This is a genomic window from Amycolatopsis melonis (assembly GCF_040064235.1).
In the GTDB taxonomy this organism is placed as follows: Bacteria; Actinomycetota; Actinomycetes; order Mycobacteriales; family Pseudonocardiaceae; genus Amycolatopsis; species Amycolatopsis melonis.
Genome location: NZ_JBDZYD010000002.1, coordinates 1 through 25,269 on the forward strand (window position 1 = coordinate 1; position 25,269 = coordinate 25,269).

The 25,269-nt window shown below is 71.2% G+C and carries 29 protein-coding genes and 1 pseudogene; 16 read left to right on the forward strand and 14 right to left on the reverse strand.

Going from position 1 to position 25,269, the window contains the following annotated elements:
- Positions 1-39: 39 nt before the first annotated feature.
- Both ABJI51_RS43525 and ABJI51_RS43530 read left to right on the forward strand, forming a co-directional pair.
- Positions 40-447 carry a transposase gene (locus ABJI51_RS43525; RefSeq protein ID WP_431605568.1) on the forward strand — a complete coding sequence of 136 codons (408 nt, stop codon included), beginning with the start codon at positions 40-42 and terminating at the stop codon, positions 445-447.
- Positions 448-487: 40 nt separating this feature from the next.
- Positions 488-949: a transposase gene (locus tag ABJI51_RS43530; protein ID WP_431605569.1), complete on the forward strand. Its 462-nt coding sequence runs from the start codon at positions 488-490 to the stop codon at positions 947-949.
- A 209-nt stretch (positions 950-1,158) separates the two neighbouring features.
- Here the strand turns inward: ABJI51_RS43530 and ABJI51_RS04520 are convergent, their stop codons facing one another.
- The 5 genes from ABJI51_RS04520 to ABJI51_RS04540 all read right to left on the reverse strand — a co-directional run bounded on the left by ABJI51_RS04520 (position 1,159) and on the right by ABJI51_RS04540 (position 3,768).
- Complete coding sequence (locus ABJI51_RS04520) at positions 1,159-1,362, reverse strand: hypothetical protein (protein WP_348947675.1); 204 nt, start codon at positions 1,360-1,362, stop codon at positions 1,159-1,161.
- A gap of 359 nt (positions 1,363-1,721) precedes the next feature.
- Positions 1,722-1,961 carry a hypothetical protein gene (locus tag ABJI51_RS04525; protein WP_348947676.1) on the reverse strand — a complete coding sequence of 80 codons (240 nt, stop codon included), beginning with the start codon at positions 1,959-1,961 and terminating at the stop codon, positions 1,722-1,724.
- Positions 1,958-2,137 (reverse strand): hypothetical protein, encoded by a 180-nt coding sequence (locus ABJI51_RS04530; protein ID WP_348947677.1) that lies wholly within the window; start codon positions 2,135-2,137, stop codon positions 1,958-1,960. The genes ABJI51_RS04525 and ABJI51_RS04530 overlap by 4 nt, the downstream gene beginning before the upstream one ends.
- A 33-nt stretch (positions 2,138-2,170) precedes the next feature.
- A complete protein-coding gene (locus ABJI51_RS04535; protein WP_348947678.1) occupies positions 2,171-3,301 on the reverse strand; it encodes a recombinase family protein in 1,131 nt (376 codons plus the stop codon).
- Positions 3,298-3,768: a recombinase family protein gene (locus ABJI51_RS04540; RefSeq protein ID WP_348947679.1), complete on the reverse strand. Its 471-nt coding sequence runs from the start codon at positions 3,766-3,768 to the stop codon at positions 3,298-3,300. Before ABJI51_RS04540 ends, ABJI51_RS04535 begins: the two co-directional genes overlap by 4 nt.
- A gap of 75 nt (positions 3,769-3,843) precedes the next feature.
- Between ABJI51_RS04540 and ABJI51_RS04545 the strand changes: the two are divergent.
- Positions 3,844-4,017, forward strand: a pseudogene (locus tag ABJI51_RS04545) (thiamine-binding protein); the annotation flags it as partial.
- 68 nt (positions 4,018-4,085) lie between these two features.
- On the opposite strand, the gene ABJI51_RS04550 reads toward ABJI51_RS04545, so the two are convergent.
- Positions 4,086-4,529: a Cif family virulence factor gene (locus ABJI51_RS04550; protein ID WP_431605570.1), complete on the reverse strand. Its 444-nt coding sequence runs from the start codon at positions 4,527-4,529 to the stop codon at positions 4,086-4,088.
- 204 nt (positions 4,530-4,733) lie between these two features.
- On the opposite strand from ABJI51_RS04550, the gene ABJI51_RS04555 reads away from it, so the two are divergent.
- Positions 4,734-5,711 (forward strand): tetratricopeptide repeat protein, encoded by a 978-nt coding sequence (locus tag ABJI51_RS04555; protein ID WP_348947680.1) that lies wholly within the window; start codon positions 4,734-4,736, stop codon positions 5,709-5,711.
- Positions 5,712-5,784: 73 nt separating this feature from the next.
- Here the strand turns inward: ABJI51_RS04555 and ABJI51_RS04560 are convergent, their stop codons facing one another.
- On the reverse strand, positions 5,785-7,218 hold the full coding sequence (locus ABJI51_RS04560) for a neutral zinc metallopeptidase (protein WP_348947681.1): 1,434 nt from the start codon (positions 7,216-7,218) through the stop codon (positions 5,785-5,787).
- Between the two features lie 131 nt (positions 7,219-7,349).
- Here ABJI51_RS04560 and glgP point away from each other — a divergent pair, with 131 nt between their 5' ends.
- Positions 7,350-9,878, forward strand: coding sequence for an alpha-glucan family phosphorylase (gene glgP / locus ABJI51_RS04565; RefSeq protein WP_348947682.1), 2,529 nt, complete (start codon positions 7,350-7,352; stop codon positions 9,876-9,878).
- 6 nt (positions 9,879-9,884) lie between these two features.
- Here glgP and ABJI51_RS04570 read toward each other — a convergent pair whose 3' ends face one another.
- Positions 9,885-10,397, reverse strand: coding sequence for a hypothetical protein (locus tag ABJI51_RS04570; protein WP_348947683.1), 513 nt, complete (start codon positions 10,395-10,397; stop codon positions 9,885-9,887).
- Between the two features lie 124 nt (positions 10,398-10,521).
- Between ABJI51_RS04570 and ABJI51_RS04575 the strand changes: the two genes are divergently transcribed.
- Positions 10,522-11,508 carry an LLM class F420-dependent oxidoreductase gene (locus ABJI51_RS04575; RefSeq protein ID WP_348947684.1) on the forward strand — a complete coding sequence of 329 codons (987 nt, stop codon included), beginning with the start codon at positions 10,522-10,524 and terminating at the stop codon, positions 11,506-11,508.
- Between the two features lie 392 nt (positions 11,509-11,900).
- On the opposite strand, the gene ABJI51_RS04580 is transcribed toward ABJI51_RS04575, so the two are convergent.
- On the reverse strand, positions 11,901-12,296 hold the full coding sequence (locus tag ABJI51_RS04580) for a rhodanese-like domain-containing protein (RefSeq protein ID WP_348947685.1): 396 nt from the start codon (positions 12,294-12,296) through the stop codon (positions 11,901-11,903).
- On the reverse strand, positions 12,293-12,838 hold the full coding sequence (locus ABJI51_RS04585; RefSeq protein ID WP_348947686.1) for a cysteine dioxygenase: 546 nt from the start codon (positions 12,836-12,838) through the stop codon (positions 12,293-12,295). Before ABJI51_RS04585 ends, ABJI51_RS04580 begins: the two co-directional genes overlap by 4 nt.
- Before the next feature lie 319 nt (positions 12,839-13,157).
- On the opposite strand from ABJI51_RS04585, the gene ABJI51_RS04590 reads away from it, so the two are divergent.
- From ABJI51_RS04590 to ABJI51_RS04620, 7 genes are all read left to right on the forward strand, one after another.
- A complete protein-coding gene (locus tag ABJI51_RS04590; protein WP_348947687.1) occupies positions 13,158-13,979 on the forward strand; it encodes an ABC transporter ATP-binding protein in 822 nt (273 codons plus the stop codon).
- A 55-nt stretch (positions 13,980-14,034) separates the two neighbouring features.
- The gene (locus ABJI51_RS04595; protein ID WP_348947688.1) at positions 14,035-14,814 is read left to right on the forward strand and encodes an enoyl-CoA hydratase/isomerase family protein; all 780 of its coding nucleotides are present in this window, start codon (positions 14,035-14,037) and stop codon (positions 14,812-14,814) included.
- 4 nt (positions 14,815-14,818) lie between these two features.
- On the forward strand, positions 14,819-15,784 hold the full coding sequence (locus ABJI51_RS04600) for a class I SAM-dependent methyltransferase (RefSeq protein WP_348947689.1): 966 nt from the start codon (positions 14,819-14,821) through the stop codon (positions 15,782-15,784).
- Position 15,785: 1 nt separating this feature from the next.
- On the forward strand, positions 15,786-16,976 hold the full coding sequence (locus ABJI51_RS04605) for a class I SAM-dependent methyltransferase (RefSeq protein ID WP_348947690.1): 1,191 nt from the start codon (positions 15,786-15,788) through the stop codon (positions 16,974-16,976).
- Between the two features lie 43 nt (positions 16,977-17,019).
- A complete protein-coding gene (locus ABJI51_RS04610; RefSeq protein WP_348947691.1) occupies positions 17,020-17,784 on the forward strand; it encodes an HAD family acid phosphatase in 765 nt (254 codons plus the stop codon).
- Between the two features lie 63 nt (positions 17,785-17,847).
- Positions 17,848-18,225, forward strand: a complete 378-nt coding sequence (locus ABJI51_RS04615; RefSeq protein ID WP_348947692.1) for a DUF427 domain-containing protein — start codon at positions 17,848-17,850, stop codon at positions 18,223-18,225.
- A gap of 16 nt (positions 18,226-18,241) precedes the next feature.
- A complete protein-coding gene (locus ABJI51_RS04620) occupies positions 18,242-19,072 on the forward strand; it encodes a LysR family transcriptional regulator (RefSeq protein ID WP_348948676.1) in 831 nt (276 codons plus the stop codon).
- Between the two features lies 1 nt (position 19,073).
- On the opposite strand, the gene ABJI51_RS04625 is transcribed toward ABJI51_RS04620, so the two are convergent.
- Positions 19,074-20,039, reverse strand: a complete 966-nt coding sequence (locus ABJI51_RS04625) for a chitinase (RefSeq protein ID WP_348947693.1) — start codon at positions 20,037-20,039, stop codon at positions 19,074-19,076.
- Between the two features lie 145 nt (positions 20,040-20,184).
- Here ABJI51_RS04625 and ABJI51_RS04630 point away from each other — a divergent pair, with 145 nt between their 5' ends.
- The gene (locus ABJI51_RS04630) at positions 20,185-21,120 is read left to right on the forward strand and encodes a hypothetical protein (RefSeq protein WP_348947694.1); all 936 of its coding nucleotides are present in this window, start codon (positions 20,185-20,187) and stop codon (positions 21,118-21,120) included.
- A 3-nt stretch (positions 21,121-21,123) separates the two neighbouring features.
- Here the strand turns inward: ABJI51_RS04630 and ABJI51_RS04635 are convergent, their stop codons facing one another.
- Entirely contained in the window at positions 21,124-21,813 is a 690-nt protein-coding gene (locus ABJI51_RS04635; protein WP_348947695.1) for a DUF2306 domain-containing protein, read from the reverse strand.
- A 140-nt stretch (positions 21,814-21,953) separates the two neighbouring features.
- On the opposite strand from ABJI51_RS04635, the gene ABJI51_RS04640 reads away from it, so the two are divergent.
- Positions 21,954-22,838, forward strand: coding sequence for a TetR/AcrR family transcriptional regulator C-terminal domain-containing protein (locus ABJI51_RS04640; RefSeq protein ID WP_348947696.1), 885 nt, complete (start codon positions 21,954-21,956; stop codon positions 22,836-22,838).
- A gap of 10 nt (positions 22,839-22,848) precedes the next feature.
- Complete coding sequence (locus ABJI51_RS04645; protein WP_348947697.1) at positions 22,849-23,367, forward strand: GNAT family N-acetyltransferase; 519 nt, start codon at positions 22,849-22,851, stop codon at positions 23,365-23,367.
- 267 nt (positions 23,368-23,634) lie between these two features.
- Here ABJI51_RS04645 and ABJI51_RS04650 read toward each other — a convergent pair whose 3' ends face one another.
- Both ABJI51_RS04650 and ABJI51_RS04655 read right to left on the reverse strand, forming a co-directional pair.
- Positions 23,635-23,772, reverse strand: coding sequence for a hypothetical protein (locus ABJI51_RS04650; protein ID WP_348947698.1), 138 nt, complete (start codon positions 23,770-23,772; stop codon positions 23,635-23,637).
- 74 nt (positions 23,773-23,846) lie between these two features.
- Positions 23,847-25,262 (reverse strand): FAD-dependent monooxygenase, encoded by a 1,416-nt coding sequence (locus tag ABJI51_RS04655; RefSeq protein WP_348947699.1) that lies wholly within the window; start codon positions 25,260-25,262, stop codon positions 23,847-23,849.
- Positions 25,263-25,269: the final 7 nt, after the last annotated feature.

The window sequence follows — 25,269 nt, forward strand, 5'->3', positions numbered from 1 at the left end:
CTAGGGCGTGTCTGACAAACGTCTCGGTGGGTTGCTGGGATGCTGCTGGTCGTGTCGCGGTTTCAGTTGCTCTCGGACGGTCAGTGGGCCTTGATCCAGGACCTGCTGCCGGTCCGCACCGGTAAGCGAGGCAGGCCCTTCTCGGATGCGCGGGCGATGGTCGAAGGGATCATCTACCGGTATCGGTGCGGGATTCCGTGGCGGGACGTGCCCGCGGTGTTCGGTCCGTGGCAGACGATCTGGACCTGGCATCGCCGGATGGCCGGTGACGGCACCTGGGACACCGTGCTGCAACGCCTGCTCACCGAAGCAGACGCGGCCGGCCTGGTTGATTGGTCGGTGTCGGTGGATTCCACGATCGCCCGGGCGCATCAGCACGCCACCAACATCACCCGTCCCACAGGGGGCTGGGTCGAACTACACGGATCTGCTGACCGAGCCGCCTGATCATGCGATCGGCCGTTCTCGCGGCGGGTGGAGCACCAAGGTGCACCATCTCGTCGACGGGAACGGCCGCCCGCTGGTCACTCTGGTCGGGCCTGGGCAGGCCGGGGACGCGCCGATGTTCCCGCACCTGATGCGGCATCTGCAGGTCCCTCGCCTTGGAGGCGGTCGGGCGCGGACCCGGCCCGACCGTGTCCGCGGTGATAAGGCCTATTCCTCGCGCGCCATCCGCGGACATCTGCGCGCCCGCGGCATCACCGCGGTGATCCCCGAGCCTGCTGATCAGGCCGGGCACCGCAAACGTCGCGGTTCCCGCGGCGGCCGTCCACCCGCCTTCGACGCGGTGGACTACTGCGGCCGCAACGTCGTCGAACGCCGGTTCAACCTGCTCAAACAATGGCGTGGCCTGGCCACTCGCTACGACAAGCTCGCCATCGTCTACCGGTCAGCGGTCGTCCTGCACGCCGTGATCGCCTGGACCAAAGCATTGTCAGACACGCCCTAGGACCAAAGAGAAGAGAAAGGCCCCGCCGGGCGCTTCGACTCCGGATAGCAGGCGGAGGAGCGCTCTCGGCGGGGCGGCGGAGGGCTACGGGGGTATTCGCACTGCCGACCGCAGAGCTTCCGGACCGGTCCGCGGCGCCCCCACGGGCTCGCGTCGGCGGACCCAGAGGGTCCGGGCTCTCTACCTGGGAGATCGGCGAACGCGGTGACTCAGGTGCGGCTCCTCCAGGCGCGGACGAGTGCAGCAAGACCGGTGAGAACGGCGCCAAAGGCCCCGGCTGCCGCGAGATACGGGCTCACGATCGCGGCGAGTCCGACGAGGGTTGCCAGCACGGCGAAGAACACGGCGAGCGCGGCGACGAGGAGCCGCCACGGGCCGATCTCCTTAACAAGAGCGTGGATGATCTCGTCCACTTTGGACGAATTACGTGGCGGTTCCGGCGGCGGAGCCGGGACGAGTGACGAGGCCATGCAACTGATGGTGCCTGGTCTACGAGGGCAACAGAAGCCCATGATCAGGCAACATACCACCTGTGTGAACCACTTCCTGTCCGGCCGTCGCCGAGCTAAGGTAACGTTACCTTTAGGGCATTGAGGACGTCTCTGACCTGGGAAAATGGGTGCAGCGAGGGCGTCGCCCCAAGATCTGGCCGCATCAAAATCACCGATGTGGTCCTTCTCACATGCTCCGAGAAAGTCCGCTTTTGAACGCAGAACTCGCCGTCTCTCAACATGCACGAAAGCCCCGTCCCCGTGAAGGGACGGGGCTTCGGTCATCGACAGGCCCGGCAGACGGATTGCAGCCCATCCGGCCGGGCGCCGTTGCGGCCGAACTCGGCGACCAGCTTCTCCGTCCGGCACGACGGGCACCGCTTCGCGGCCCGGATGATCCGCGGGCCGCTGGCCGCCTCGGCCGCGCGGAGCCGGCGAGCCACCGCGTGCCGGAACACGCTGGCGGCGTGCTCGCGCTCGACCGGGTCGGCGATGGAGCCGACGAGTTCCTGAAGGCTCACCCGGCCACCCGCTCGACGGTGTTGCCGAGGACCAGGAGCCAGTACGCCACCCGGACGACGACCAAGTCCCACACGGTCATCGAGCCCGTGGTCTCGAAGGTGCGGAGGCCGAGGTCCAGGAGGCGGTCGGCGGCGTTGAAACAGGTCTGGGCGAGGCGTTTTGCGAGTCCGGTCATATCTCCGAGATCTGCGCAAAACGCCCCGCCTGCTCACGCGGCGTGTTCCAGCTCAGGGTCAACGACTACGGCACCGTGGCGGTAGATGTGCTCGGTGTGGCCGACGACGACCGGAGCGTTGGCAACCATGACGACGCGGCGCGGGTCCCATGCCTTCGAGCCGTGGTTATCCGGCGCCGATCTGCGGACGATGATCGCGGCGAAGTTCGCCCGGAGGAGGTCCTGGCGGGCCTCCGGGTTCTCCCTCGTTGACTCCCAGACCTCACGCATCGTGCGGCCGGTCTCGATCACTCGTTCGTGCATCACTCGCGGAGCGTTGACCGCCGCCTCCCGGCGAGCCTGAGCGTCTTGAAGGGCCTTGAACGCCTCCGGCGTTGCGGCCTCCGACAGCGCGCCGATAGCCGCAGTGACGGCCTCCTCGGCCGCGGCGATCTCGGCCGCGCCGCTCACTTCGCGACGCTTCACGTACTCCGGCTGATCCCCGAACATGCGGAGGAACTCGGCCTCGACGTGGGCGTCCAGGCGCGCAGACGCGACGTACGGGGGTTGCGGGCATCCGCCGTCGGCGTTGTGGCGGCAGAAGTACATTCCTCGTCCGCCGTTGTGCGTCTGGGAGAAGGCCAGGAGGCGCCCGCATGAGGCGCACGTCGCGACGCCGGAGAGCCAGCGGTTCGAGCGACGGCCGCCGGTCAGGTGGCCGCTGAACGACCGGCCCCGCCCCTGGAGGCGAAGCTCGGCGGCCTCGTCGACCATCGCCCGGATGGTCGCGGATTCATCCGGCGTGAGGATGGCAGGTACCCGGACGACGTCGCCGTTGGCGTCGACTACCGGCCGCTTCTTGCCGTTGACGGTCTTGACGAGGTAGCCCGCCTGCGGGCCGCCGGTCAGGATCTTGCGCACGGTAGTCGTCGACCACGCCTTCGCCTTGCGCGGCGGGTGACCCTCGGCGGAGTTGAGCCAGCGCGTGACGGCGCCCCAGCTCGCACCGCAGAGGATGCGGTCGGCGGCTTCCCGTACGGCGCGTGCCTCCTCGGGGTGCTGTTCGAGGACCAGGCCCTTCCCGTCAGCGGCCTTGACGGGGCGGAAGCCATACGGGATGACCCCGCCCGACCAGCGGCCGGCCTCGCGCGACCGGCGGTGGCGGGCCTTGGAGCGGTCGATCATGCGACCCGCTCACCGCGCGCCAGCTCAGCACCGATGACGAAGCGGAAGCGGAACGTGGTCTCGTCCCCGGCCGAGTCGAGGCCCTTAGTGTCGAGGAGGCGGGCCTCCGCGCGGACGGCCCTCCCGGTCACGGGGTCTTTACCCTCGACCGCATCGAGGATCAGGGCGGCGGCGTTGATGCCCTCGCGGGTAAGCCGGTCGACGTGCCATGTGACGAGCGTGTCCGCTCGGCACTCGCGGGCGTCGTTAAGCCACTCGGTGAACTCGGGGCGGTCGCGGACGGCGCCGGAGATGCCATCGTCCACGTGGACGGCGACGACGGTGATGCCCTCAGCTTCGCAGAGTCGGACGCAGTCCTCGACCATGCCGTCCTTGGACAGGTTCGAGTCGTCGGCGGCGACCGACAAGCGGACGTACAGTGAGCCCGTGTTCGGCGGGGCGGCGGGCAGGGAGTAGCGGCTGGGCAACCTAGACCTCCTCGGTGCGACGGGAGTCGCTCCAAGTCGAGGTCTGCGGGGCAGGGCTCAATTACCCATATCGCAAACGTAGACGGCGAGTGGGACGAAGTGATGGACGTCGTCAAGCGCGCGGTCGAGGCGGCGGGCGAGGGCGCGGCCCGCGTCGGCCTGGTCCTGAAAGCGGACATCCGGCCCGGCTTCACCGGCCAGCTGGAAGCCAAGGTGGACCGGGTGGAAGCGCACCTGCGCGACTCCTGAGTCCCCAAGCGCCCCAATGTGGCCTTCGGTGCGCTCAACGCACCGAATGTGGCCTTGGGGCGCTCCGGTCAGGGCAGCGGCGGGGTGAAGGCGATCGTCCAGCGGCCTTCTTCGCTCGTCACCCGCAGCGGGTAGCTGAACGGCCTGCCGTCGCCGAGGGTGCCCGCCACCGTCGCGCGGGTCGGCGCGGCCGCGTCCGGGCCCAGCTCGACGCGCACGTCGTGGACACCCCGGTCGGCCAGCACCGAGACGTAGTCCTTGGCGAAGTCGTCGCCGCCGGACCCGGGGTAGTCCACGAGCCCGGCGAAGGCGTCCGGATCGTGGGTGCCGAGGGCGGCGGCCAGCCGGTCGCGCAGCTCGGCGGGCGAGGCCGCGCCCGGATCCGGTTCGTGGACGATCAGCAGGGTCACCGCACCGATCCAGGCGACGGCCGCCACGACCGACAGGCCCACCTTCACGTCTCGCCGGATGTGCACCCGGCCGAGCCTGCCCCAGCCGTGCCGTCCTGCCAAGCGGACCCACCGGGCACCCGGTGAAACGGTGTGGCGCGCGTGCGCACCCGGGCGTGCCGTCCGGCCAAGCGGACCCGCCGGGCACCGGGCTTGGCGTCTCGTCCGCTGTGCGCCCGGGCGGGCCTGCCCCAGCCGTGCCGTCCTGCCAAGCGGACCCACCGGGCACCCGGTGAAACGGTGTGGCGCGCGTGCCAGGATGGAAGCGTGAGCCAACCACGCGGATCTGCAGCGAAGTCAGCGGCCCTGTCCGCCGCCCTGTCCGGCGCGGTCGACCTGTCCGCGCTCAAGGCCCGCGCCGAAGCGGCGCGCAAGCAGCCTGCCCCGCCCGCCGGCCCGGCCGGTGGCGGCGACGGGCCGCCGCGGCCCGCCTCGGGCGATGCCGTGATCGATGTCACCGAGGCCACCTTCCAGGCCGAGGTCGTCGAACGGTCCCTGCGCCAGCTGGTGATCGTCGACCTCTGGGCCGAGTGGTGCGGCCCGTGCAAGCAGCTGTCCCCGGTGCTGGAGCGGATGGCCGCCGAGTCGGGCGGCGCGTGGGTCGTCGCGAAGGTCGACGTCGACGCCAACCCTCGGATCGCGCAGCTGTTCGGCGCCCAGTCCATCCCGACGATCGTCGCCATCGCCGGCGGCCAGCCGGTCGACGCCTTCTCCGGCGCACTGCCCGAGCCGGAGATCCGCAAGTGGATCAACGCGCTGATCGACGCCCTGCGCGACAAGCTGCCGTCGATCCGCGAGGCGGAGGCCAACGGCGGCGGCGCGGCCGAGGAGCCGGAGGACCCGCGCTTCACCGAGGCGGAGGAGGCCTTCGAGCGGGGCGACTTCGCCGCCGCGCAGGCCGCCTACGAGCGCATCCTCGACGTCGAGCCGGCCAACGAACTGGCGAAGAACGCGCTGGCCCAGGTCAAGTTCACCGCCCGCGCGGAGAACGCGGACCCGCAGGCCCGCGAGAAGGCCGACGCCGACCCGTCCGACATCGCCGCCCAGCTCGACGCGGCCGACCTGGAGATCGCGGCCAACGAGGTGGAGGCGGGCTTCAAGCGCCTGATCGACACCGTCCGCCGGACGGCGGGGGAGGACCGCAACCGGGTCCGCGAGCACCTGGTGGCCCTGTTCGACCTCTTCGACCCGGCCGACGAGCGCGTCATGAAGGCCCGCCGCGACCTGGCGAGCGCCCTCTTCTGAAAGACCCCGGAATGCTCTGAAGGCCACCATCACGGCACCGGATGCCCTGATGGTGGCCTTCAGAGGCTTTTGCTCAGGCGTACTGCTTCGAGCAGACCGACGAGCCTTCGAGGTAGCCCTTCCGCAGCGCCTCGACGCGGTCGAAACCGCTGTCCGGGCGCTTCCCGGTGACGTCGGCCGACACGAGGCTTTCCGGCAGCAGCAGGTCGGCGATGGCCTCGTCGAGGTCACCCGCCGACAGCCGCAGCTCGCCCGGCCGGTTGGTGAACGCCGCCCACGCGCCGACCAGGCAGGCCGTGCGCAGACCCGCGTTGGCGTTGTCGATCGACGCGCCGACGCCCTTCTGGATGCCCAGCGCGTACCGCGAAGCGACCTCCGAGAACGCCGCGAAGTCGCCCAGCGCGGTCGACTCCTCGCCCTTCATCTCGGCCTCGCGGTCGATCGGCTGGGCCAGCTGGGTGAGCTTCGCCATGTCGATGCTGACCGTGTTGTTGTCCGGGCAGTAGGACGCCGGCGGCGTCGTGCTGCAGCTGCCGCTGTCGGTGATCTCCGGCGCGGCCACCCCGGCGCCCTTGAACGCCTCGTCGAGGCTCTTCTTCAGCAGCGCGACGGTCTGCGCGTTGAACTTCGCGTCGCCCTTGCCCTTGTCGCCCTTGTCGAAGGGACGCTCGGTGAGCCGCGCCTTGACGTTCTCGGTGTTCATCGCCGCGCACTCCTTCGGGCCCTTCTCGAACCCGGCCTGGAACGCGTAGGTGCGGTCGAACGCCGTGCCGTGCGCGCCGCGGTCGGCGGCGCTGGTGCCCGCCTGGTCGCGGATGAGGAACATCGACGCCATCACCTGGTTGAGGCCCTCGGACGTCGACACCCGGTAGAACTTGCTCTTGTCCTCGGCGACCCAGCGGAAGTAGCCGCCGGCGAAGCAGTCGGCCTGCTGCTCCTTCACCACGGTGGGGGTGTTCTTGGCGATCCCCGCCTTGTCGCCGAGCCGGTACTGGACGGCGTGGCCGAACTCGTGCGCCAGCACGACGACCACCGACATCGGCCCGAACCGCTGGCGCAGCATCGGCAGCAGCACGCCGCGGTCCCACGCCACCGAGTCGTCGACCGGGCAGTAGAACGCGTTCACGAGCTTCTTCACGCTGCCGCAGCCGGTTTCCTCGGTGTCGGTCTGCGCGTCGTAGGACAGCAGCGACTTCACCGGCTCGAACTGCTGCCCGAAGTTCGCCGGGAGCATCTCGCCCCAGTACGTCTGGACGTCGGCGATCGCGGCGGTGGCGAGCTTGTCGTCCTCGCCGCCGCCGGCGTTGCGGACGTCGAGGCCCGGCGACGGCGCGTCCGGCTTGAGGCCGCTCTCGAAGTGCGTCACCGGCAGCCCGGCGACCGATCCGGCGCCGTTGTCCGGGACCGGCCCGCTGCCCGAGCCGCCCTTCCCGCCGCAGCCACTCGCGGTCACGGCCGCCACGGCCAGCAACGCGATCAGCGCGCGCCGCCGTCCCCCTGAAATCATGTGTCCACTCGCTCTCGTGCCCACCCGTACCCGACGGGCAGGACCATACCCAGGGCATACGCGGAGCGTGCACGTTATCCCGGAACTACTCCCTGCGCAGGCCCGGCCGCGGCCCGATATCGTCGCTTCCCATGCGTGCAGTCCGCCGGTTCACCGTCCGTGCCAGCCTGCCGGAGCCGCTGTCCGGGCTCGGCGCGCTGGCCACCAACCTGCGCTGGACCTGGCACCCGCCGACGCGCGACCTGTTCGCGTCGATGGACGCCGAGCTGTTCAACGCCGTGCGCGACCCGCTGCGGATGCTGACCGCGCTGCCGCCGGCGCGCCTGGACGAGCTCGCCGTCGACGAGGACTTCCTCGCGCGCACCCGCGCCGCGGCCGGGGACCTGGAGCGGTACCTGACCGAGCCGCGCTGGTACCAGCGCCGCGAGGACCCCGACCTGCCGCCCGCGGTCGCCTACTTCTCGATGGAGTTCGGCGTCACCGAAGCCCTGCCGAACTACTCCGGCGGCCTCGGCGTGCTGGCGGGCGACCACCTCAAGGCCGCGTCCGACCTGGGCGTGCCGATGGTCGGCGTCGGGCTGCTCTACCGCAACGGCTACTTCCGGCAGTCGCTGTCGCTCGACGGCTGGCAGGTCGAGCACTACCCGGTGATCGACCCGAACGCCTTCCCCCTGGAGCTGCTGACCGCGGGCGGGCGGCCGGTGCTGATCGGCGTCGCGATGCCGGGCGGGCGCGAGCTGTGCGCGCAGATCTGGCAGGCCCGCGTCGGGCGGGTGCCGCTGCTGCTGCTCGACACCGACACCGAGGCCAACGACGAGGACCTGCGGGGGGTCACCGACCGGCTCTACGGCGGCGACGCCGACCACCGGCTTCGGCAGGAGATCCTGGCAGGCATCGGCGGGTTCCGCGCGGTCCGCAAGTACTGCGAGCTGACCGGCCACCCGCAGCCCCTGGTGTTTCACACGAACGAGGGACACGCGGGGTTCCTCGGCCTCGAACGCGCCCGCGAGATCGTCCAGGCGGACGGCCTCGCCTTCGACGAGGCGATGCCCGCGGTCCGCGCCGGGACGCTGTTCACCACGCACACGCCGGTCAGCGCGGGCATCGACCGGTTCCCGGTGGACCTGGTGCAGCGCTACTTCGCCGACGGCCGGCTGGTGCCCGACATCGACCCGCGGCGGGTGATCGCGCTGGGCGCCGAGGACAACCCGGGGTTGTTCAACATGGCGCACATGGGCCTGCGGCTGGCGCAGCGCGCGAACGGCGTCTCGCAGCTGCACGGGCGCGTCACGCGGAAGATGTTCTCCCGGCTGTGGCCCGGTTTCGACCACGACGAGGTGCCGATCTCGTCGGTGACCAACGGCGTCCACGGCCCGACGTGGGTGGCGCGCGAGCTGAGCACGCTGCTGGGCCGCGAGTGGGGCCTCGACGTCGGCGAGGGCTCGTTGCGCGACGGCGTCACGGACGCGCAGCTGTGGGAACTGCGGCGCGAGCTGCGCGAGAAGCTGGTGCACGAGGTGCGGCGCCGGGTGCGCGCGGCCTGGCTGCAGCGCGGCGCGTCGCCGCTGGAGCTGGGCTGGGTCGACTCGGTCTTCGACCCGGACGTGCTGACCGTCGGGTTCGCCCGCCGTGTCCCGACGTACAAGCGGCTGACGCTGATGCTGCGCGATCCCGAGCGGCTGCGTGCCCTGCTGCTGCACGAACAGCGGCCGATCCAGGTCGTCGTCGCGGGCAAGTCGCACCCGGCCGACGAGAACGGCAAGCAGCTGATCCAGCAGATCGTCCGGTTCGTCGACGGCGCGGACGTCCGGCACCGGATCGTGTTCCTGCCGGACTACGACATGTCGATGGCCCGCTACCTGTACCGCGGCTGCGACGTGTGGCTGAACAACCCGGTGCGGCCGCTGGAGGCGTGCGGGACGTCGGGGATGAAGTCGGCGCTGAACGGCGGGCTCAACCTGTCGATCCGCGACGGCTGGTGGGACGAGTGCTACGACGGCAGCAACGGCTGGGCGATCCCGACCGCGGACGGCGTCACCGACCCGCTGCGCCGCGACGACCTGGAGGCGGCGGCGCTGTACGAGCTGCTCGGCCAGCAGATCGCCCCGCTGTTCTACGACCGCTCGCCCGACGGCGTCCCGACGGGCTGGCTGTCGATGGTGTGGCACACGCTGGAGACGCTGGGCCCGCGGGTCCAGGCGTCCCGCATGGTCCGCGAGTACGTGGACAACGGCTACCTCCCGGCCGCCCGCATGGTCGCGGCGGCCACGGGCGACGGTTACCGCGGGGCGCTGTCGCTGGCGGACTACCGCACCAAGCTGGAGGTGTCGTGGCCGCGCGTGCGGATCTTCGACTCGGAGCTGCTGGTGGAGACGAGCGAGCGGCTGGTGGTCGGCACGGAGGTGACGATCCGCGCCCGCATCGACCTGGCCGGGCTGGATCCGTCCGAAGTGGACATCCAGGCGGTGGTCGGCCGCGTCGGCGACGACGACGAGCTGCGCGACACGGTCACGGTCCCGATGACCGGCGACGGCATCGGCGCGTTCGCGGCCCGGGTGAAGCTGCCACGCCCGGGGGCGATCGGGTACACGGTCCGCGTGCTGCCGAAGCACGGCCTGCTGGCGACCCCGGCGGAACTGGCGCGCGTGGTGCTGGCCTGACCGCGGTCAGGACTCCTCCACCGTGGTCTCGAAGCTGAGCCAGCCGAGCAGCGCCAGCTTGCCGAAGGTGCCGCACAGGTCGCCCTCGTTCTTGCCGGGCTTCTTGCCCGGCCCGTTCAGGCCGTAGCAGTTCATCTTCGTCAGCAGGTCGACATACCGCGTCAGCTGGTCCGCGGACTCCCGGATCTTCGGGAAGTCCTTGCCGGGGAACGCCTTCGCCAGCGCGGCCCGGAAGTCCTCGACGTTCCGGCGGATGGCCTGGAGTTCCTCCCCGCAGGCGGGGTCGCTCGGCGCCGGGTCCGCCCGGCAGGCCGTGCCCGCCGTCACGGGCAGGCGGTGCCGGTACAGCTGGAACAGGTCGTACGGGCGGGTCTGCACCGGCGTGGCCGCGGAAACGGTCGCCGGGCTCGGCTTCGCGGGGGTCGGTGGTTCCGCGCTGCCGCACCCGGCCAGTGCCAGGACGGCGAGCAGGAGGCCCGCGGTGTGGATCAGGCGCTTCTCGTTGCGGTGGCCGAACATGTGTTCCCGCCCTTCCCCTCGTGTCGGTCCGTCGGCGCCATCGTCGCGTCCGGTTCATGAGGTTTTGATGACAGCGGGCCGGAAAACGGCAGCGCGGGATCCTTCGCACGGCTAAGTTGTAGGCATGCGCTTCGGAATGTTCGTCCCGCAAGGCTGGCGGCTCGACCTCGCCGGCATCGACCCCGCGGAGCACTGGAAGACCATGCTCGGCCTCGCGAAGCACGCGGAGGCCGGCCCGTTCGAATCGATCTGGGTCTACGACCACTTCCACACCGTCCCGGTGCCGACGGAGGAGGCCACGCACGAGGCGTGGTCGCTGATCTCGGCGTTCGCGGCCGCGACGGAGACGGTCCGGCTCGGCCAGATGTGCACCTGCATGGGCTACCGCAACCCGGCGTACCTGGCCAAGGTCGCGGCAACGGCCGACATCATCTCCGGCGGCCGCGTCGAGATGGGCATCGGCGCGGGCTGGTACGAGCACGAGTGGCGCGCCTACGGCTACGGCTTCCCGACCGCGGGCGACCGGCTCGGCCAGCTCGATGAGGGCGTCCGCATCATGCGTGACCTCTGGACCACCGGAAAGTCCACACTGGACGGCAAGCACTACAAGACGGACGGCGCGATCCTCCGCCCGCTGCCCCCGCAGCAGGGAGGCCTCCCGCTGTGGATCGCGGGCGGCGGCGAGAAGAAGACGCTCCGCATCGCGGCCCAGTTCGCGCAGTACACGAACTTCGCGGCCGACCCCGAGACGTTCAAGCGCAAGTCGGAGATCCTCGCGGCACACTGCAAGGACGTCGGCACGGACTACGACGCGATCGTCCGCTCGGCCAACCACAACATCGTGCTGGGCGAGACGGAAAAGGACGTCCAGGACAAACTGGCCTGGCTCAAGGCCCACCTCCAGAAGTACGCCCCGGGCGAAGCATCGGAGGGCTGGTACAACAACTTCGCGAACAGCCCGGCCACGGGCACGCCCGAGCAGGTGACGGAGAAGCTCGCGGCAATGGGCGAGCTGGGCATGTCGTACGCGATCTTCAACTTCCCGGAAGCGGCGTACGACCGGTCGGGCATCGACCTCTTCGCCAAGCAGGTGGCTCCGGCGCTGGCGTGACGAACGCCCCAAACGGGGTTTTCTCAAGGGCGGGCCACCCGCGGCCGGAGGTTCGGTACGTCAGAACCTGTGCTGAAAGGGACGTTCCTGGCGTCTGATGCGAGGAAAGTCCCTTTCACTGCACCCGACGAGACGAAAGCGCCTTTCAGCCCATCCGGACGCAGCCGCGGTAGCCCACTTGGTCGGGCATTCATCGGCCCGGCTTCGGGGTATGCCGACCATCTCTACCGAGGAAACCCCACGGGGGGCGCTTGAGCCTGGTTGTCCACAGTCCGGCTGGAATGTGGACAACCAGGCTCAAGTCAGCCGTTCCGTCCGGGTTTGGCCGACCTCGCCGATAGAATGGGCCTGGGGACGCCCCCCTGGGAGTGGCGGGGGATTTTCGGGGCCGTCTACGGAACCGCCGGGCTCCCACCCTCGACAACGGGAAGCCCAGCCGCCGCCCAGGCGCGGAACCCGCCCACAAGATCCGTGGCCCCCCGCAGCCCCAGCCTCTGCAAGTCCGCCGCGGCCAGGCTCGACGCGTACCCCTCGTTGCACAGCACCACCACCGTCGAGTCCGCGGTCACCGACGGCAGCCGCCACTCGCTGTCCGGGGACAGGCGCCACTCCAGGTGGATTCGCTCCACCACCACCGAGCCCGGGATCTCGCCCTCGGCCTCGCGGTTCGCCCGAGGCCGGATGTCGACCAGCAGCGCCCCCGCCTCCTGCAGCTCGCGGGCCCGTGCCGGGGTGACCCGGTCCAGCGAAGACCGCGCCGTGGCCAGCAGGGAATCCACAGCACTCATGAGCGGACGATAGCGGGCAGCGGCGGGATCTCCGGGGGCACGTCGGCCAGCGACGCGTACTCCCGCGTCGCCACCAGCGGGGGCGAGTACGCGTGGACGCTCGCTGCCGGCTGGTCGCCGAGGCCCGTCACCTGGTGGGCGCGGCCCGCGCCGAAGCCGATTCCCTCGCCCGCCGTGTGCGTGCGGCGGCGGATCGGGCCGCCCGGGTAGCGGTACTCCTCGCCCAGCTCGCCCTGCAGCACCGTGAACGAACCGGACGCGCCGCCGTGGTCGTGCGGCTTCGTGTGCTGGCCGGGCAGCCAGGACAGCAGCCACAGCTCGACGCCGTCGGTCAGGGCCAGGCGGGCCCACCAGCGGTGGTCCTCGTCGAACCGCAGGACCTCGCGCAGGCTCGTGGTCAGTTCGGTGACGACGGTGGTGGTCAGGTCCGCCAGCTGCCGCGGTGTCCACAGCAGCCGCGAGGGGTGCAGCAGCTCGGGCAGCAGCGGGTCGGTCAGCTGCGGGTGGGTCTCGATGGGCGGGCGGACGAGTGACGTGGTCAACGCGGTACTCCTCGGACGCGGAAGGAATCGGACGCCGGGGCAGCGCGGCACCGCACGCGTCACACGCAGGACGCGAGGGAACTCAGCGGAGCCGCGCCCGGGTACACCCGGCCGAAGCGACGAGGAGCAGGTCGATCGCGCGACGGCGCCAGAACGAGCCCCGGGTCACCGGGGGCACGGGCGCGTCGGCGGACATGTCCCGGATCGTGCCACAACGCGCCGCCGGGGAGCGCGGCGTTCCAGCTCGTGGAACGGCCGCGACCTGCGTGTTCACCATCTCACCCGGGCGGGTGCGCACGCGCGCGCGAGGGCAGACAGAATGGGCCCCGTGAGCGAGCCGATCCAGCCCAGCGAACTTGACGACCTCGTGGTCCGGATGGCCGGTGTCGGCGTCCGCCGGGGGACCAGTGACCTCCTCGCCGGCCTCGACTGGACCGTGGAACTCGACGAGCGCTGGGTGGTGCTCGGGCCGAACGGCGCGGGCAAGACCACCCTGCTGCGCCTTGCCGCGGCCGAGCTGCACCCGACCACCGGCGAGGTCGACCTGCTCGGCGAGCGCATCGGCCGGGTCAACATCTTCGACCTGCGCCCGCGCATCGGGTTCACCTCCGCCGCGATCGCCCAGCGCGTCCCTGGCGACGAGCTGGTCAAGGACGTCGTGGTCAGCGCCGGGTACGCCGTCCTGGGCCGGTGGCGTGAGGAGTACGACACCCTCGACACCGCCCGCGCGGCCGAGCTGCTCGACGCGATGGGCATCGGGCACCTCGCCGAGCGCACGTTCGGCACGCTGTCCGAGGGCGAGCGCAAGCGGGCGCTGATCGCCCGGTCGCTGATGACCGACCCCGAGCTGCTGCTGCTCGACGAGCCGGCCGCGGGCCTCGACCTGGGCGGCCGCGAGGACCTGGTCGCGCGCCTGTCCGGCCTCGCGCTCGACCCCGAGGCGCCGGCACTCGTGCTGGTCACCCACCACGTCGAGGAGATCCCGCCGGGATTCACCCACGCGCTGCTGCTGCGCGACGGCCACGCGGTCGTCTCCGGGCTCGTCGACGACGTCATCACCAGCGAAAACCTGTCGAAGACGTTCGACCAGGACCTCGTGCTGGAGCGTTCCGGGGATCGCTTCTTCGCCCGCCGTCGCTAAGCTGACGCTTACCGGCCGGTAGCGTGCTGGCAGATCGTCAACGAGGAGGATGGGCGTGGGAGAGTTCGTAACCCTGGAGGTCAAGGACGGAGTCGGCACCATCCGGCTCGACCGGCCGCCGGTCAACGCCCTGAACGCCCAGGTCACCGCGGAACTGGCCGAGCTGGCCAAGGAAGCCACCGAGCGCGACGACGTCCGCGCGGTGATCCTCTACGGCGGCGAGAAGACCTTCGCCGGCGGCGCGGACATCAAGGAGATGGCCACCCGCACCTACCCGGAGATCGCGAAGTTCGGCGCGAACCTCACCGGCGCCCTCGCGGCCATCGCGAACATCCCGAAGCCGGTCGTCGCGGCCATCACCGGCTACGCCCTCGGCGGCGGCCTCGAGCTGGCGCTGACCGCGGACTGGCGGGTCGCGGGCGACAACGTCAAGGTCGGCCAGCCCGAGATCCAGCTCGGTGTCATCCCCGGCGCGGGCGGCACCCAGCGCCTGGCCCGGCTGATCGGGCCGAGCAAGACCAAGGACATCGTCTACACCGGACGGTTCGTCAAGGCCGAAGAGGCACTGCAGCTCGGGATCGTCGACCAGGTCGTCGCCCCGGACGACGTCTACGCGGCGGCGCACAAGTGGGCGGCGCAGTTCGCCAACGGCCCGGCCGTGGCGCTGCGTGCGGCGAAGGCGGCCATCGACGGCGGTCTGGACATGGACCTGCCGAACGCGCTCAGGCTCGAATCGCACCTGTTCGCCGCCCTCTGGGCGACCGAAGACCAGAAGAACGGCATGCAGTCGTTCATCGAAAACGGGCCCGGCAAGGCCACCTTCGAAGGGAAATGACGCCGTGACTGACGTGAACGACCCGGCGCCCAACCCGCACGCCACCGCCGAAGAGGTCCAGGCCGCCTACGCCGACCCCAAGCTGGCGAACGTGCTCTACCACGACTGGGAAGCCGGGACCTACGACGAGAAGTGGTCCATCTCCTACGACGAGCGCTGCATCTCCTACGCCACCGACGTCTTCAACGCCGTCGCGGGCGAGGACGGCCAGCCCTACCAGCACGCGATGGAACTGGGCAGCGGCACCGGTTTCTTCCTGCTCAACCTGATGCAGGGCGGGGTCGCCAAGAAGGGCTCGGTCACCGACCTCTCGCCCGGCATGGTGCAGGTCGCGCTGCGCAACGCCGAGAAGCTCGGCCTCGACGTCGACGGCCGGGTCGCCGACGCCGAGCGCATCCCGTACGAGGACAACACGTTCGACCTCGTGGTCGGGCACGCGGTGCTGCACCACATCCCGGACGTCCAGGCGGCGTTCCGCGAGGTGCTGCGCGTGCTCAAGCCGGGTGGCCGGTTCGTCTTCGCCGGCGAGCCGACGAAGGTGGGCGACTTCTACGCCCGCAAGCTCGGCCAGCTCACCTGGTACCTGACGACGAACCTGACGAAGCTGCCCGCCCTGCGCGGCTGGCGGCGACCGCAGTCCGAACTGGACGAATCGTCGCGGGCCGCCGCGCTGGAGGCCGTGGTCGACATCCACACCTTCGACCCGTCGGAGCTGGAGTCGATGGCCCGCGGGGCCGGCGCCCAGGACGTCCGCGCGGTCACCGAGGAGTTCGCCGCGGCACTGGCCGGGTGGCCGATCCGGACGTTCGAGGCCGCCGTGCCCGCGGAGAAGCTGACCGTGCGCTGGCGGATGTTCGCCTACCACCTGTGGCTGCGGCTGTCCGCTGTGGACAAGAAGGTGCTGGCCAAGGTGCTGCCGCGCGAGCTGTTCTACAACGTGATGATCACCGGGACCAAACGGCCGTCCTGAGTTGGGTTACTCGTTCAGCCTCGGCGACGTCGCCTACCTGCGCTCGGACGCGGGGAAGGCGGCGCTCGCCGAGGTCTCGGCGCTGCCGCTGACCGACCGGATCGCGTCCGTGGCGCAGGTGCGCCGCCTGGCGGGCGAGGAGCACGCGGCCGCGGTGCTGGAAACCGTGCTGCTGCGCCGGAAAGCCGCCGGCAAGGTGTCCGGTGTGGACTGGCTGTTCACTTCGGACGCGCTTCAGCAGGCGAGTGCGTCGATCGTGGCGCGGCATCGCGCGTCCCGGCTGGCCGGGCTCGACGTCCACGACGTCACGTGCTCGGTCGGTGCGGACCTCGTCGAGATCGCCAGGGTGGCGCGGCGCGCGCTGGGGTCCGATGTGGACCCGGTGCGGCTGGAGATGGCCCGGCACAACGGCGAAACCGCCGGTGTCGCGTTCGGACTCGCGCGGGCCGACGCGCTGCGCCCGGTCAGCCGGGACGCCGTCGTGGTCGCCGATCCGGCCCGCCGCGACTCCGCCGGGCGTCGGGCGTGGAAACCCGCGGACTTCGCGCCGCCGCTGGACGGCCTGGTCGAGGCGTACCCGGGGCGGCCGCTGGCGGTCAAGTGCGCGCCCGGCCTGGACTTCGCGCTCGTGCCGTGGGCCGACGAGGTCGAGCTGGTCTCCCTCGACGGCCAGGTCCGCGAGTCCTGCCTCTGGCGGGGCCTGGGCACCGGCGTCACCCGGCGGGCCACCGTGCTGCGCGCCGACGGGACACAGTGGACGATCACCGACGCGGAACCGGACGAACTGCCCGCACGGGAGCCGGGGGAGTGGATCGTCGACCCCGACGGCGCGGTGGTCCGGGCCGGGCTGGTCCGCCACTACGCGGCCCGGCATGGACTGTGGCAGCTGGACGAACGCATCGCGTACCTGACCGGTGACACCCCGCCGCCGGGTGTCCGCGCGTTCCGTGTCCTGGAACACGGGCCGTACAGCGAAAAGGCGCTGAAGACCGTCCTCAAGCGACACGACGCAGGACGGCTGGAAATCCTGGTCCGCGGCCTCGACGTCGACCCCGATGCCCTGCGCCGCAGGCTGAAACCGCGGGGTGCGGCCGAAGTGTCCGTGGTGCTCACCCGGATCGGACGCGCACCGTTCGCGTTCGTGTGCCGTGCGGAACGCCTCCCTTCGACGGGTGGAATCCCGGGCCGATAGCGCGTACTTTCGGCGAGTTGCCGAGTTCCCCTGGAGGGTCGCTGTGTCCGGAAAATGGTCAGGTCTCGTCAAGCTCGCCGCCGCCGCGGCCATCGGCGCCACGGTCGCGTCGGGGGCCACCGCGTTCGCCGGGTCCGACGACGCGACCGCTGCCCGCTCGAAGGAGCCGGCCAACATCGGCCGGGTCAAGCTCGACGTCAAGGCCTACTACGGCGACTACCTCGACGCCGCGGGCAAGCACCACTACTCCGACACGAGCCAGTTCGTGAAGGACACCAGCCGCATCGTCTCCGACGCGAAGCGCTACCTGCAGCAGCAGCTCGGCCGGGTCACCAACCCGGCGATCGTGCTCGACGTCGACGACACCTCCGAGGTCACCTACGGCTGGGAGGCCGACAACGACTTCGGCTTCGACCCGGTCAAGCAGCAGCAGGCCATCGACAACGGCACGTTCGTGGCGAACAAGCCGGTGCTGGAGCTGGCCAACTGGGCCGCGCAGCGTGGCGTGAAGGTGTACTTCCTGACCGGCCGTAACGAGTTCCAGGGCCCGCAGTCGCTCAAGAACCTGGCCAACGAGGGCTACCCGGCGCCGGCGGGGGCGTTCTTCAAGCCGAAGACCACCGCGCCGGACTACCTGCCGTGCGGGCTGACCTGCAACACCGTCCAGTACAAGTCGGGCACGCGGGCGCACATCGAGGCGACCGGCGCGAAGATCGTGCTCAACCTCGGTGACCAGTTCAGCGACCTCGAAGGCGGCTACGCGCTGCGTCCGGTGAAGCTGCCGAACCCGATGTACTACCTGCCCTGAGCCCGGAATAACGGCCGGGCCCGGCGTGCTGCACCCAGGACACAGGACTCTCAGGGAGCTGACATGGCCAAGCAGGTGCTGCAGCCGGGCCCGGACCACCCGATCACCGTCGAGCCGACCAAGGCCCGCGTCGTGGTGAAGGCGGGCGGGCGCGTCGTCGCCGACAGCCGCAACGCACTCACCCTGCAGGAATCGACGTATCCGGCGGTCCAGTACATCCCGCTGGCGGACGTCGATCCGGCGGTGCTGGAGCGGACCGGGCACGAGACGTACTGCCCCTACAAGGGTGAGGCCGGCTACTACAGCCTCAAGGTGGGGGACGTGCAGGCGGAGAACGCGGTCTGGACGTACGAGCAGCCGTACGACGCCGTGGCGCCGATCAAGGACCACGTCGCGTTCTACCCGAACGTCGTCGACTCGATCGAGCTGGTCGAGGACTGAGCTGGACCTCGACCTGCTGCGGACGTTCCTGGCCGTCCACCGCGCGGGTTCGCTGACCGGCGCGGCGCCGTCGCTGGGACTGTCCCAGCCGACGGTGACCGCGCAGGTCAGGGCCCTCGAAGAGCAGCTCGGGCGGCAGCTGTTCGTCCGCCGCGCCCGCGGGGTCACCCCGACCTCGGCGGCCGACGAACTCGCGGCCCGGATCGCCCCGCACGTCGACGCGCTGGCGTCGGTGGCGCTCGGCGAGGTGGACCCGTTCGCCACGCCGGTGCACCTGGCCGGGCCCGCCGAGCTGACCACGGCGAAGGTGCTGCCCGCGCTCGCGGGTCTGGTCGCGTCGGGACTGCGGCTGCGCGTGACGTTCGGCCTGGCCGAGGACCTCCTCGCCGGGCTCGCGCGGCGGCGGTTCGACCTGGTCGTCTCCACCGTCCGCCCGCGCGGCCGCGGCTGGACGGCGACGCCGCTGACCGACGAGGAGTTCGTCCTGGTCGGCCCGCGCGGCTTCGACGGCGACCCGCGCACGGCGCCGCTGGTGGCCTACGCCGAGGACCTGCCGATCATCCGCCGGTACTGGCGGTCGGTGCTGGGCACGCGGCCGCCGTCCGGGCCCGCGGTCGTCGTCCCGGACCTGCGCGGCGTGCTGACGTGCGTGCGCGCAGGCTTCGGCGTCAGCGTGCTCCCGCGTTACCTCTGCGCGGCCGAGCTGGCCTCGGGCGATCTGGTGGCGCTGCTGGAGCCCGAGGAGCCGCCGATCAACACGCTGTTCGCCGTCACCCGGGCGGAGCCGTGCCGGGCGGGGCCCGCGGCGGTGCGCGACGCGCTGCTCGCGGACGCCGCCCGGTGGTGACTCAGCCGGTGTAGCCGGCGAAGATCTTCGCGAACTCGTACGGCGCCTGCGGCACGTTGGTGCACCGGTAGAGCGCGCCGGTGCACGCGTTGGCGTCGCGGCCCTGTTCCCAGAACGACAGCATCCCCAGGTGGACGGTCTTGGCGAAGGCGACCAGTGCCTTCGCGTCCTTCTGGTAGAAGATCTCGTTCTGCGAGTCGTTGACGCCGATCATCGGGGTCACGCCGACCTTCTTCCACGCCGCGGCGTCGCCCAGCCCGAACAGCGACTTGAGCTGCGCCTGCGTCGCCTTGGCCGCCGAGATCGCCTTCGCGCCCTGGTCGCCGGCGCCCTGGTAGTAGTCCATGGCCATGATGTTGACCAGGTCGAGGTTCACCCCGGCGTCCTTGGCGGCCTTGACGACGTTGAGGCCGTCGGCGGTGAGCCCGGTCGGCAGCACCGGCAGGGTCAGCGAGATCTTCAGGCCCGGGTTGCTGTCCTGGAGCGTCTTGAGGGCCTGGGACCGGCGGGCGATCGACGCCGGATCGGCGACGGCCGCGCCTTCGATGTCGAAGTCGGCGTATTTGAGGCCGTACGCCTTGACGACGGCGTCGTACTCGGCCGCGACCTGCGCGGACGTGCTGCACGCCTGGGCCAGCTCGATGCCGGACGCGCCGCCGAAGGAGATCTTGACGTCGCCGCCCGCGTTGCGGATCTTGGCGATTTCCTCCTTCTGCCACGCGGTGCGCGGGTCGTAGGCGCCGAACCAGCTGGCCTTGCAGCCGTAGGAGTTGACGAAGGCGAGCGTGAAGCTCTTGACGCCGCTCGCGGCGGACATCGCCGACAGGCTGGGCGTCGGCCAGGCACCCATGTCGACGTAGGGACCGACGGGGATCGGCGAGCCGGGCGCGGCGCCCGCGGGAGTGGCGATGGCCGTGGTCAGCAGGGCCAGCCCGGCCAGTCCGGTCAGCAGGGAACGGAGACGCATGGGGAACCTCCACGTCGAGGGATCCCTCATTGGTATAGACCATTTATCTGGTCTGGACCATCGGCCGAACGGGCTACCCCGCTGAGCGGGAACCCCGTGGCCGTCGCCGGAGTCCAAGGCGGGCAAACCGAGACGAAGGAGCCCGATGCACACCTGGAAGATGAAGGCGACGGCCGTCGCGGCGGGCGTCGCGGCCGCGTTCGGGACGACCGCCGTCGCCGCCGAACCGGCTTCGGCGGCGATCAGCTGCTCGACGGCGTCGAGCGGGAAGCTCGCTTCGTTCTACTCGGGCCTCTCGGCGTCCTACGCCTACGACAGCCGCTTCGCGAAGGGGCCCGCGATGCCGGAACTCGACACGTACACCCCGCAGGGCATCGCCACCTGGTACAGCTGGGACGGCGGCAACGACCTGCTGGTCGTCGGCGCCTACCGGGCCGGGCACGACGCCCACCTGATCGGCATCGACGCGAAGACCGGCAAGCACGTCGGCACGGTCGCGATCGCGGCGACGCACGCCGGCGGCGTCGCGATCACCCAGGGCTGGGCCTTCGTCGCGGGGGAGGGCAACACCATCCGCAAGTACCGGCTGTCCGAGCTGAAGGCGGCCATGAAGAAGCCCGGCACGCCCTACCTCGGGCAGGTCGGCGCGGCACGCGAGGTCTACGGCGCGTCGTTCCTGACCAGCTACGGCGACAATCTCTACGCCGGCAGGTTCAACGAGAACGGCCGCGACAAGATGTACCGCTACAAGGTGGGCACGGACGGCTCGCTGACCACGCAGCCCGGGGCGTACGAGGTGCCGTCGAAGACGCAGGGCCTGCTGGTCACCGGCTCGCGCTTCGTGTTCAGCACCTCCTACGGCAACGACAACCGCGGCAACATCTACGTCGTCGACGCCGGGGCCAGGGACATCGACCGGGCCTCGACCCGGTGCTACCGCTCGCCGAGCATGAACGAGGGCATCACCGAGTCGGGCGGCTACGCGTACCTGGTCTTCGAATCGGGCGCCGCGCAGTACGTCGCGAAGAACCCGCGCAACATCGTCCGGAACCTGCACAAGGGCCGGGTTTCCGGGCTGTAGGGCTCAGGCCGGGGACGGCGCGCGGCGGCGTCCCCGGCTCCGGCCGAGCCACCACTCGGCGACCAGCAGCGGGAGCACCCAGCCGGTCCACGTGGTGATCCCGGCGATCGCCTGGCCCAGCGCGGCTTCGCTGCCGCCGAAGGTGGTGTCCAGCTGCGGCGTCAGCACGATCGCCCAGACCACGCCCCAGATCCGGTTGCTGATGATGGACATGCAGAGCGCGAAGCTGCGGACCATCCAGCGCCGGTGCTCGCCGAACCGGCGTGCCCGCGCCGTCCGGAACCCCTGCACGGTGCAGCCGAACCACAGCACCGCGAGGAAGACGTTGGACACGGCACCGACCGGCCCGAACGGCGCGGCGAGCGCGATGGCGAACCCGGCAACCGAGGCGGGGATCGCGCCGGCGAACACGTAGACACGTCCGGTGCGGCGGTGCACGGTCGGGTGTTTCTGCCGCAGCCACGGCCAGATCTGCAGGGCGCAGGTGACCATCGCGACGGTCGCGAACCCGATGTGCGCGACCAGCACCGGGTAGTACCAGCCGGTGGGCGCCGGGATGCGCGACCGCGCGGGGTCCAGCCCGAGGTAGGGCGGCAGCGAGAACGCCAGGAACGCCGCCACCAGCAGTCCCAGCGGGAACATCCACGGGCGGCGCCACAGCGGTGTCGCGGGCCGGGCTTCGGTCATGGTCATGGGATCCCCCAGTTCGTCGTACGCTGTACCGGCAGCGTATTTCGGCTGGGCGAACTTCGGCCTGCTGCGGAGATTTATGGGGGAAGTACCCTGAAAGTGTTCTATGCGGCCGGGTGAAGTGTTCTAGAACGGTGGTGGCCATGGGGGAGCAGGCGCCGTACCTGCGGATCGCGGCGGACCTGCGCCGCCGGATCGCGGCGGGCGAGCTGCGGCCGGGCGAGCGCGTCCCGTCCACGCGCACGCTGGTCCGCGAGTGGGGGGTCGCGATGGCGACGGCGGCGCGGGCGCTGTCGGTGCTGGCCGAGCAGGGCTGGGTGCGGGCGGTGCCGGGCAGCGGCACGGTCGTCGCCGACCGGACTCCGGCCCGGCCGCCGCTGGGCCGCGACGGCCTGGTGCGCGCGGCCATCGCGCTCGCGGACGCGGAAGGGATCGCGGCGCTGTCGATGCGCCGGCTGGCGGCCGCGCTGGGTGTCGGGCCGATGGCGTTGTACCGGCACGTGCCGGACAAGGACGAGCTGCTCCGGCTGATGGCCGACGCGGCGCTCGGGGAGGTGCCGCTGCCGGAACCGGGGCCGGAAGCGTGGCGGCCCCGCCTGGAGCTGGCGGCCCGCTGGCAGTGGCGCGCCTACCGCCGTCACCCGTGGCTGGCGCCGATCCTGCTGAACTCCCTGGTCCGCCCGCCGGTGGTGGCGGCGGGGCTGCGGGTGGTCGACTGGTCGCTGCGCGCGCTGGCGGGCACGGACCTGAAGAGGCGCGTGCGGATGCAGGTGGTGATGACGCTCAACGGCTGGGTCGGCGGGCTGGCGGTGAGCAACGCGTTCGAGGTCCAGACGGAGCAGGACACGGGCATAACGGGCGACCAGCGCCTGGCGGCGGACATGGCGCTGCTGAACGACTACCTCGCCTCCGGCCGCTACCCGGTACTGGCCGAGATCATGGACGGCGTCGAGGACATCGACATCGACGAGGCATTCGAGTTCGGGCTGCGCCGCCAGCTCGACGGAATCGGCGTCCTGCTCGGCTAGGCTGAAGCCGGTGTTGATCACCACGGAAAGGCTCACGCTGCACGCGTGGTCCGAAGAGTTCTTCGACGGGCTGTTCGAGCTGGCCCAGCTCCCCGAGACGGTCCGCTACGTGGGCACGGGCGAGCCGTGGACCCGTTCGTACACGCAGGCCAAGCACCGGGCAACGCTGGAACACTGGGCGCAACACGGATTCGGCTGGTTCGCGGTCTCGGCGACCCCGGGCTCGTTCGACGGAGTGGTGTCGTTGGTCCGCCGCAACGCGATCGAGTCGGGCCTGGGCACCCCGGCGGTCGAGATGGGCTGGTGGATAGCCCCATCGGGCTGGGGCCGGGGCTACGCAACCGAAGCGACTTCGGCGGTGCGGGACAAGGCATTCGAGTCAGGCTGGGCGGACCGCCTCCTGGCGGTGTACGAGCCGGCGAACACGGCCTCGGCGCGGGTGGTGGAGAAGCTGGGGTTCAGGCCGCACAGCAAGTTCACCCTGGAGGGGAGGGTGGAGCAGCGCGCAGTCCTGGACCGGCCAAGCTGAGGGGTTGTCCACAGGGGGACTGGGTTGTGGACAAACCGGCGCCGGATGTCATGAACGAGTCGTTCATGTCGTGGGGGTGCACGCTCGCCCTGGGTGGTCTGCCGCGGCTTGTCGTGAGTGAGAAACAGTGTTCTAACCCGGTTTCTCACTCACGACCGCGGACCGGCGGCGGGCTCGGTCACCCTGGCCGATCCGGGTACCTGGCGGGTGGGCTGGGACGTGTGCTGAAGGGCACCTTCCTTGCGTCACAGGTAAGGAAGGTGCCCTTCAGTACAGCGGCACCACGGGACTTTGCCGGAACCCCGCGGGGGGCGGCGGGTGCTGCGGCGACTCCGGTTCGCGGCGCCCACCGAACGTCATGAACGAGTCGTTCACCTCGTCCGACGACAGGAAAGAGTCGTTCACAACATCCCGTCCCCAGCCGGACGGCGAGCGCGAACCGGCCCCGGACAGGGCAGGCCAAGACCCGCCGAGGCCCCTCAGGCAGGCGCCGGAACCGCCCACCGCCGCATCGCCTCGGCCAGCCCGGCATCCCCGGCCCCGGGCAAGCCCACCCAGGCCACGTGCCCGTCCGGCCGCAGCAGCACCGCCGCAACGTCCAAATCGGACGGACCCGAAGCCCGGACCGCAGCCGGCCATCCCTCCAGCGACCCGCTCAGATCCAGCAACACCGGCCGCCCGGCATGCAGCAACGCCGCCAGGTGCGTCTGTCTCCCATCGACCGTCAAAGGGACATCGGGCGCCAGCCGTCCCAGCCACGGGTGCTCGCCCGGCTCGTAGCACGTGTCCAGGCCCGTGATGATCTCCGCCAGCACCCGGTTGCCCGCCGGGTGTGTTGCCACCCGGCGCAGCAGGTCCGCCCATGGCTCCGCCGCGTCCGCCTCCTCCAGCGCCACCTGGGCGCGGGTGTTCGCCAGGATCCGCGCCCCCGCCGCGTGCCGCTCGGCGTGGTAGGTGTCCAGCAACCCCTCCGGTGCCGTTCCGCGGACCGCCGCCGCGAGCTTCCAGCCCAGGTTGAACGCGTCGTCGAGGGCCACGTTCACGCCGATCGCGCCCGCCGGTGGGTGGATGTGGGCCGCGTCGCCCGCCAGCAGGACGCGGCCTTCGCGATACCGCGAGGCCAGCCGGGCCGCGTCGCCGAAACGGCTCAGCCAGCGGGGATTGCGCAGCTCGACGTGCCGTCCCAGCACCGCGTCCACCTGCGCCTGCAACAACTCCAGCGTCACCGGCGTGTCCTTGTCCGGCGGCGGCGCGTCCTCCCGGACGACGATCCGCACGTATCCCGGCCGCGGGATGACGAACACCGTCCGGCCGTCCGGACCCGCCGTCGGACCGTACGGCAGGTCGCATTCGACGTCGCCGAGCAGCGCGTACCAGCGCGCGTCCATGCCCGGGAAGCCGATTCCCGCCTGCTTGCGGACCGTGCTGCGGCTGCCGTCGCAGCCGGCGAGGTAGCGCGCGCGGATGGTGAGTCCATTGTGGAGGGACGCCGTCACGCCGTCGTCGTCCTGGGTGAACGACCGCAGTTCGTGCCCGCGCAGGATTTCCGCGCCGAGTTCGCGGGCGCGCGCCTCCAGGACCTCCTCGACCCGGGTCTGCGGGATGCCCAGCGAGAACGGGTGATCGGTCGCCGCGCCGTCGAGCAGCAGCGGGCCCGGCAGGCCGGTCGCGGGCGCGTTCGGCACCCGGTGGCCCTCCGCGACGAGACCTTCGGCGAGGCCGCGGCGGGCCAGCAGGTCCAGCGCCCGCGAGTTGAGGTTGAAGCCGCGGCAGTACGGCAGCCGCGCGGGGTGGCGTTCGGCGATCGTCGTGCGGACGCCTGCCAGCGCCAGTTCCGCGCCGAGCAGCAGGCCCGCCGGGCCCGCGCCGACGACCAGGACGTCGGTTTCCGGCATGGTCGTC

Bases quoted from the DNA above. Each gene is read 5' to 3' on its own strand.
- ABJI51_RS04575 (WP_348947684.1), top strand. From the start codon at position 10,522: ATGCGCTTCGGAATGTTCGTCCCGCAAGGCTGGCGGCTCGACCTCGCC.
- glgP (WP_348947682.1), top strand. From the start codon at position 7,350: ATGCGTGCAGTCCGCCGGTTCACCGTCCGTGCCAGCCTGCCGGAGCCG.
- ABJI51_RS04635 (WP_348947695.1), bottom strand. From the start codon at position 21,813: ATGACCATGACCGAAGCCCGGCCCGCGACACCGCTGTGGCGCCGCCCG.
- ABJI51_RS04625 (WP_348947693.1), bottom strand. From the start codon at position 20,039: ATGCGTCTCCGTTCCCTGCTGACCGGACTGGCCGGGCTGGCCCTGCTG.
- ABJI51_RS04590 (WP_348947687.1), top strand. From the start codon at position 13,158: ATGGGCCCCGTGAGCGAGCCGATCCAGCCCAGCGAACTTGACGACCTC.
- ABJI51_RS04640 (WP_348947696.1), top strand. From the start codon at position 21,954: ATGGGGGAGCAGGCGCCGTACCTGCGGATCGCGGCGGACCTGCGCCGC.
- ABJI51_RS04570 (WP_348947683.1), bottom strand. From the start codon at position 10,397: ATGTTCGGCCACCGCAACGAGAAGCGCCTGATCCACACCGCGGGCCTC.
- ABJI51_RS04580 (WP_348947685.1), bottom strand. From the start codon at position 12,296: ATGAGTGCTGTGGATTCCCTGCTGGCCACGGCGCGGTCTTCGCTGGAC.
- ABJI51_RS04560 (WP_348947681.1), bottom strand. From the start codon at position 7,218: ATGATTTCAGGGGGACGGCGGCGCGCGCTGATCGCGTTGCTGGCCGTG.
- ABJI51_RS04530 (WP_348947677.1), bottom strand. From the start codon at position 2,137: ATGACCGGACTCGCAAAACGCCTCGCCCAGACCTGTTTCAACGCCGCC.
- ABJI51_RS04535 (WP_348947678.1), bottom strand. From the start codon at position 3,301: ATGATCGACCGCTCCAAGGCCCGCCACCGCCGGTCGCGCGAGGCCGGC.
- ABJI51_RS43525 (WP_431605568.1), top strand. From the start codon at position 40: ATGCTGCTGGTCGTGTCGCGGTTTCAGTTGCTCTCGGACGGTCAGTGG.
- ABJI51_RS04615 (WP_348947692.1), top strand. From the start codon at position 17,848: ATGGCCAAGCAGGTGCTGCAGCCGGGCCCGGACCACCCGATCACCGTC.
- ABJI51_RS04655 (WP_348947699.1), bottom strand. From the start codon at position 25,262: ATGCCGGAAACCGACGTCCTGGTCGTCGGCGCGGGCCCGGCGGGCCTG.
- ABJI51_RS04630 (WP_348947694.1), top strand. From the start codon at position 20,185: ATGCACACCTGGAAGATGAAGGCGACGGCCGTCGCGGCGGGCGTCGCG.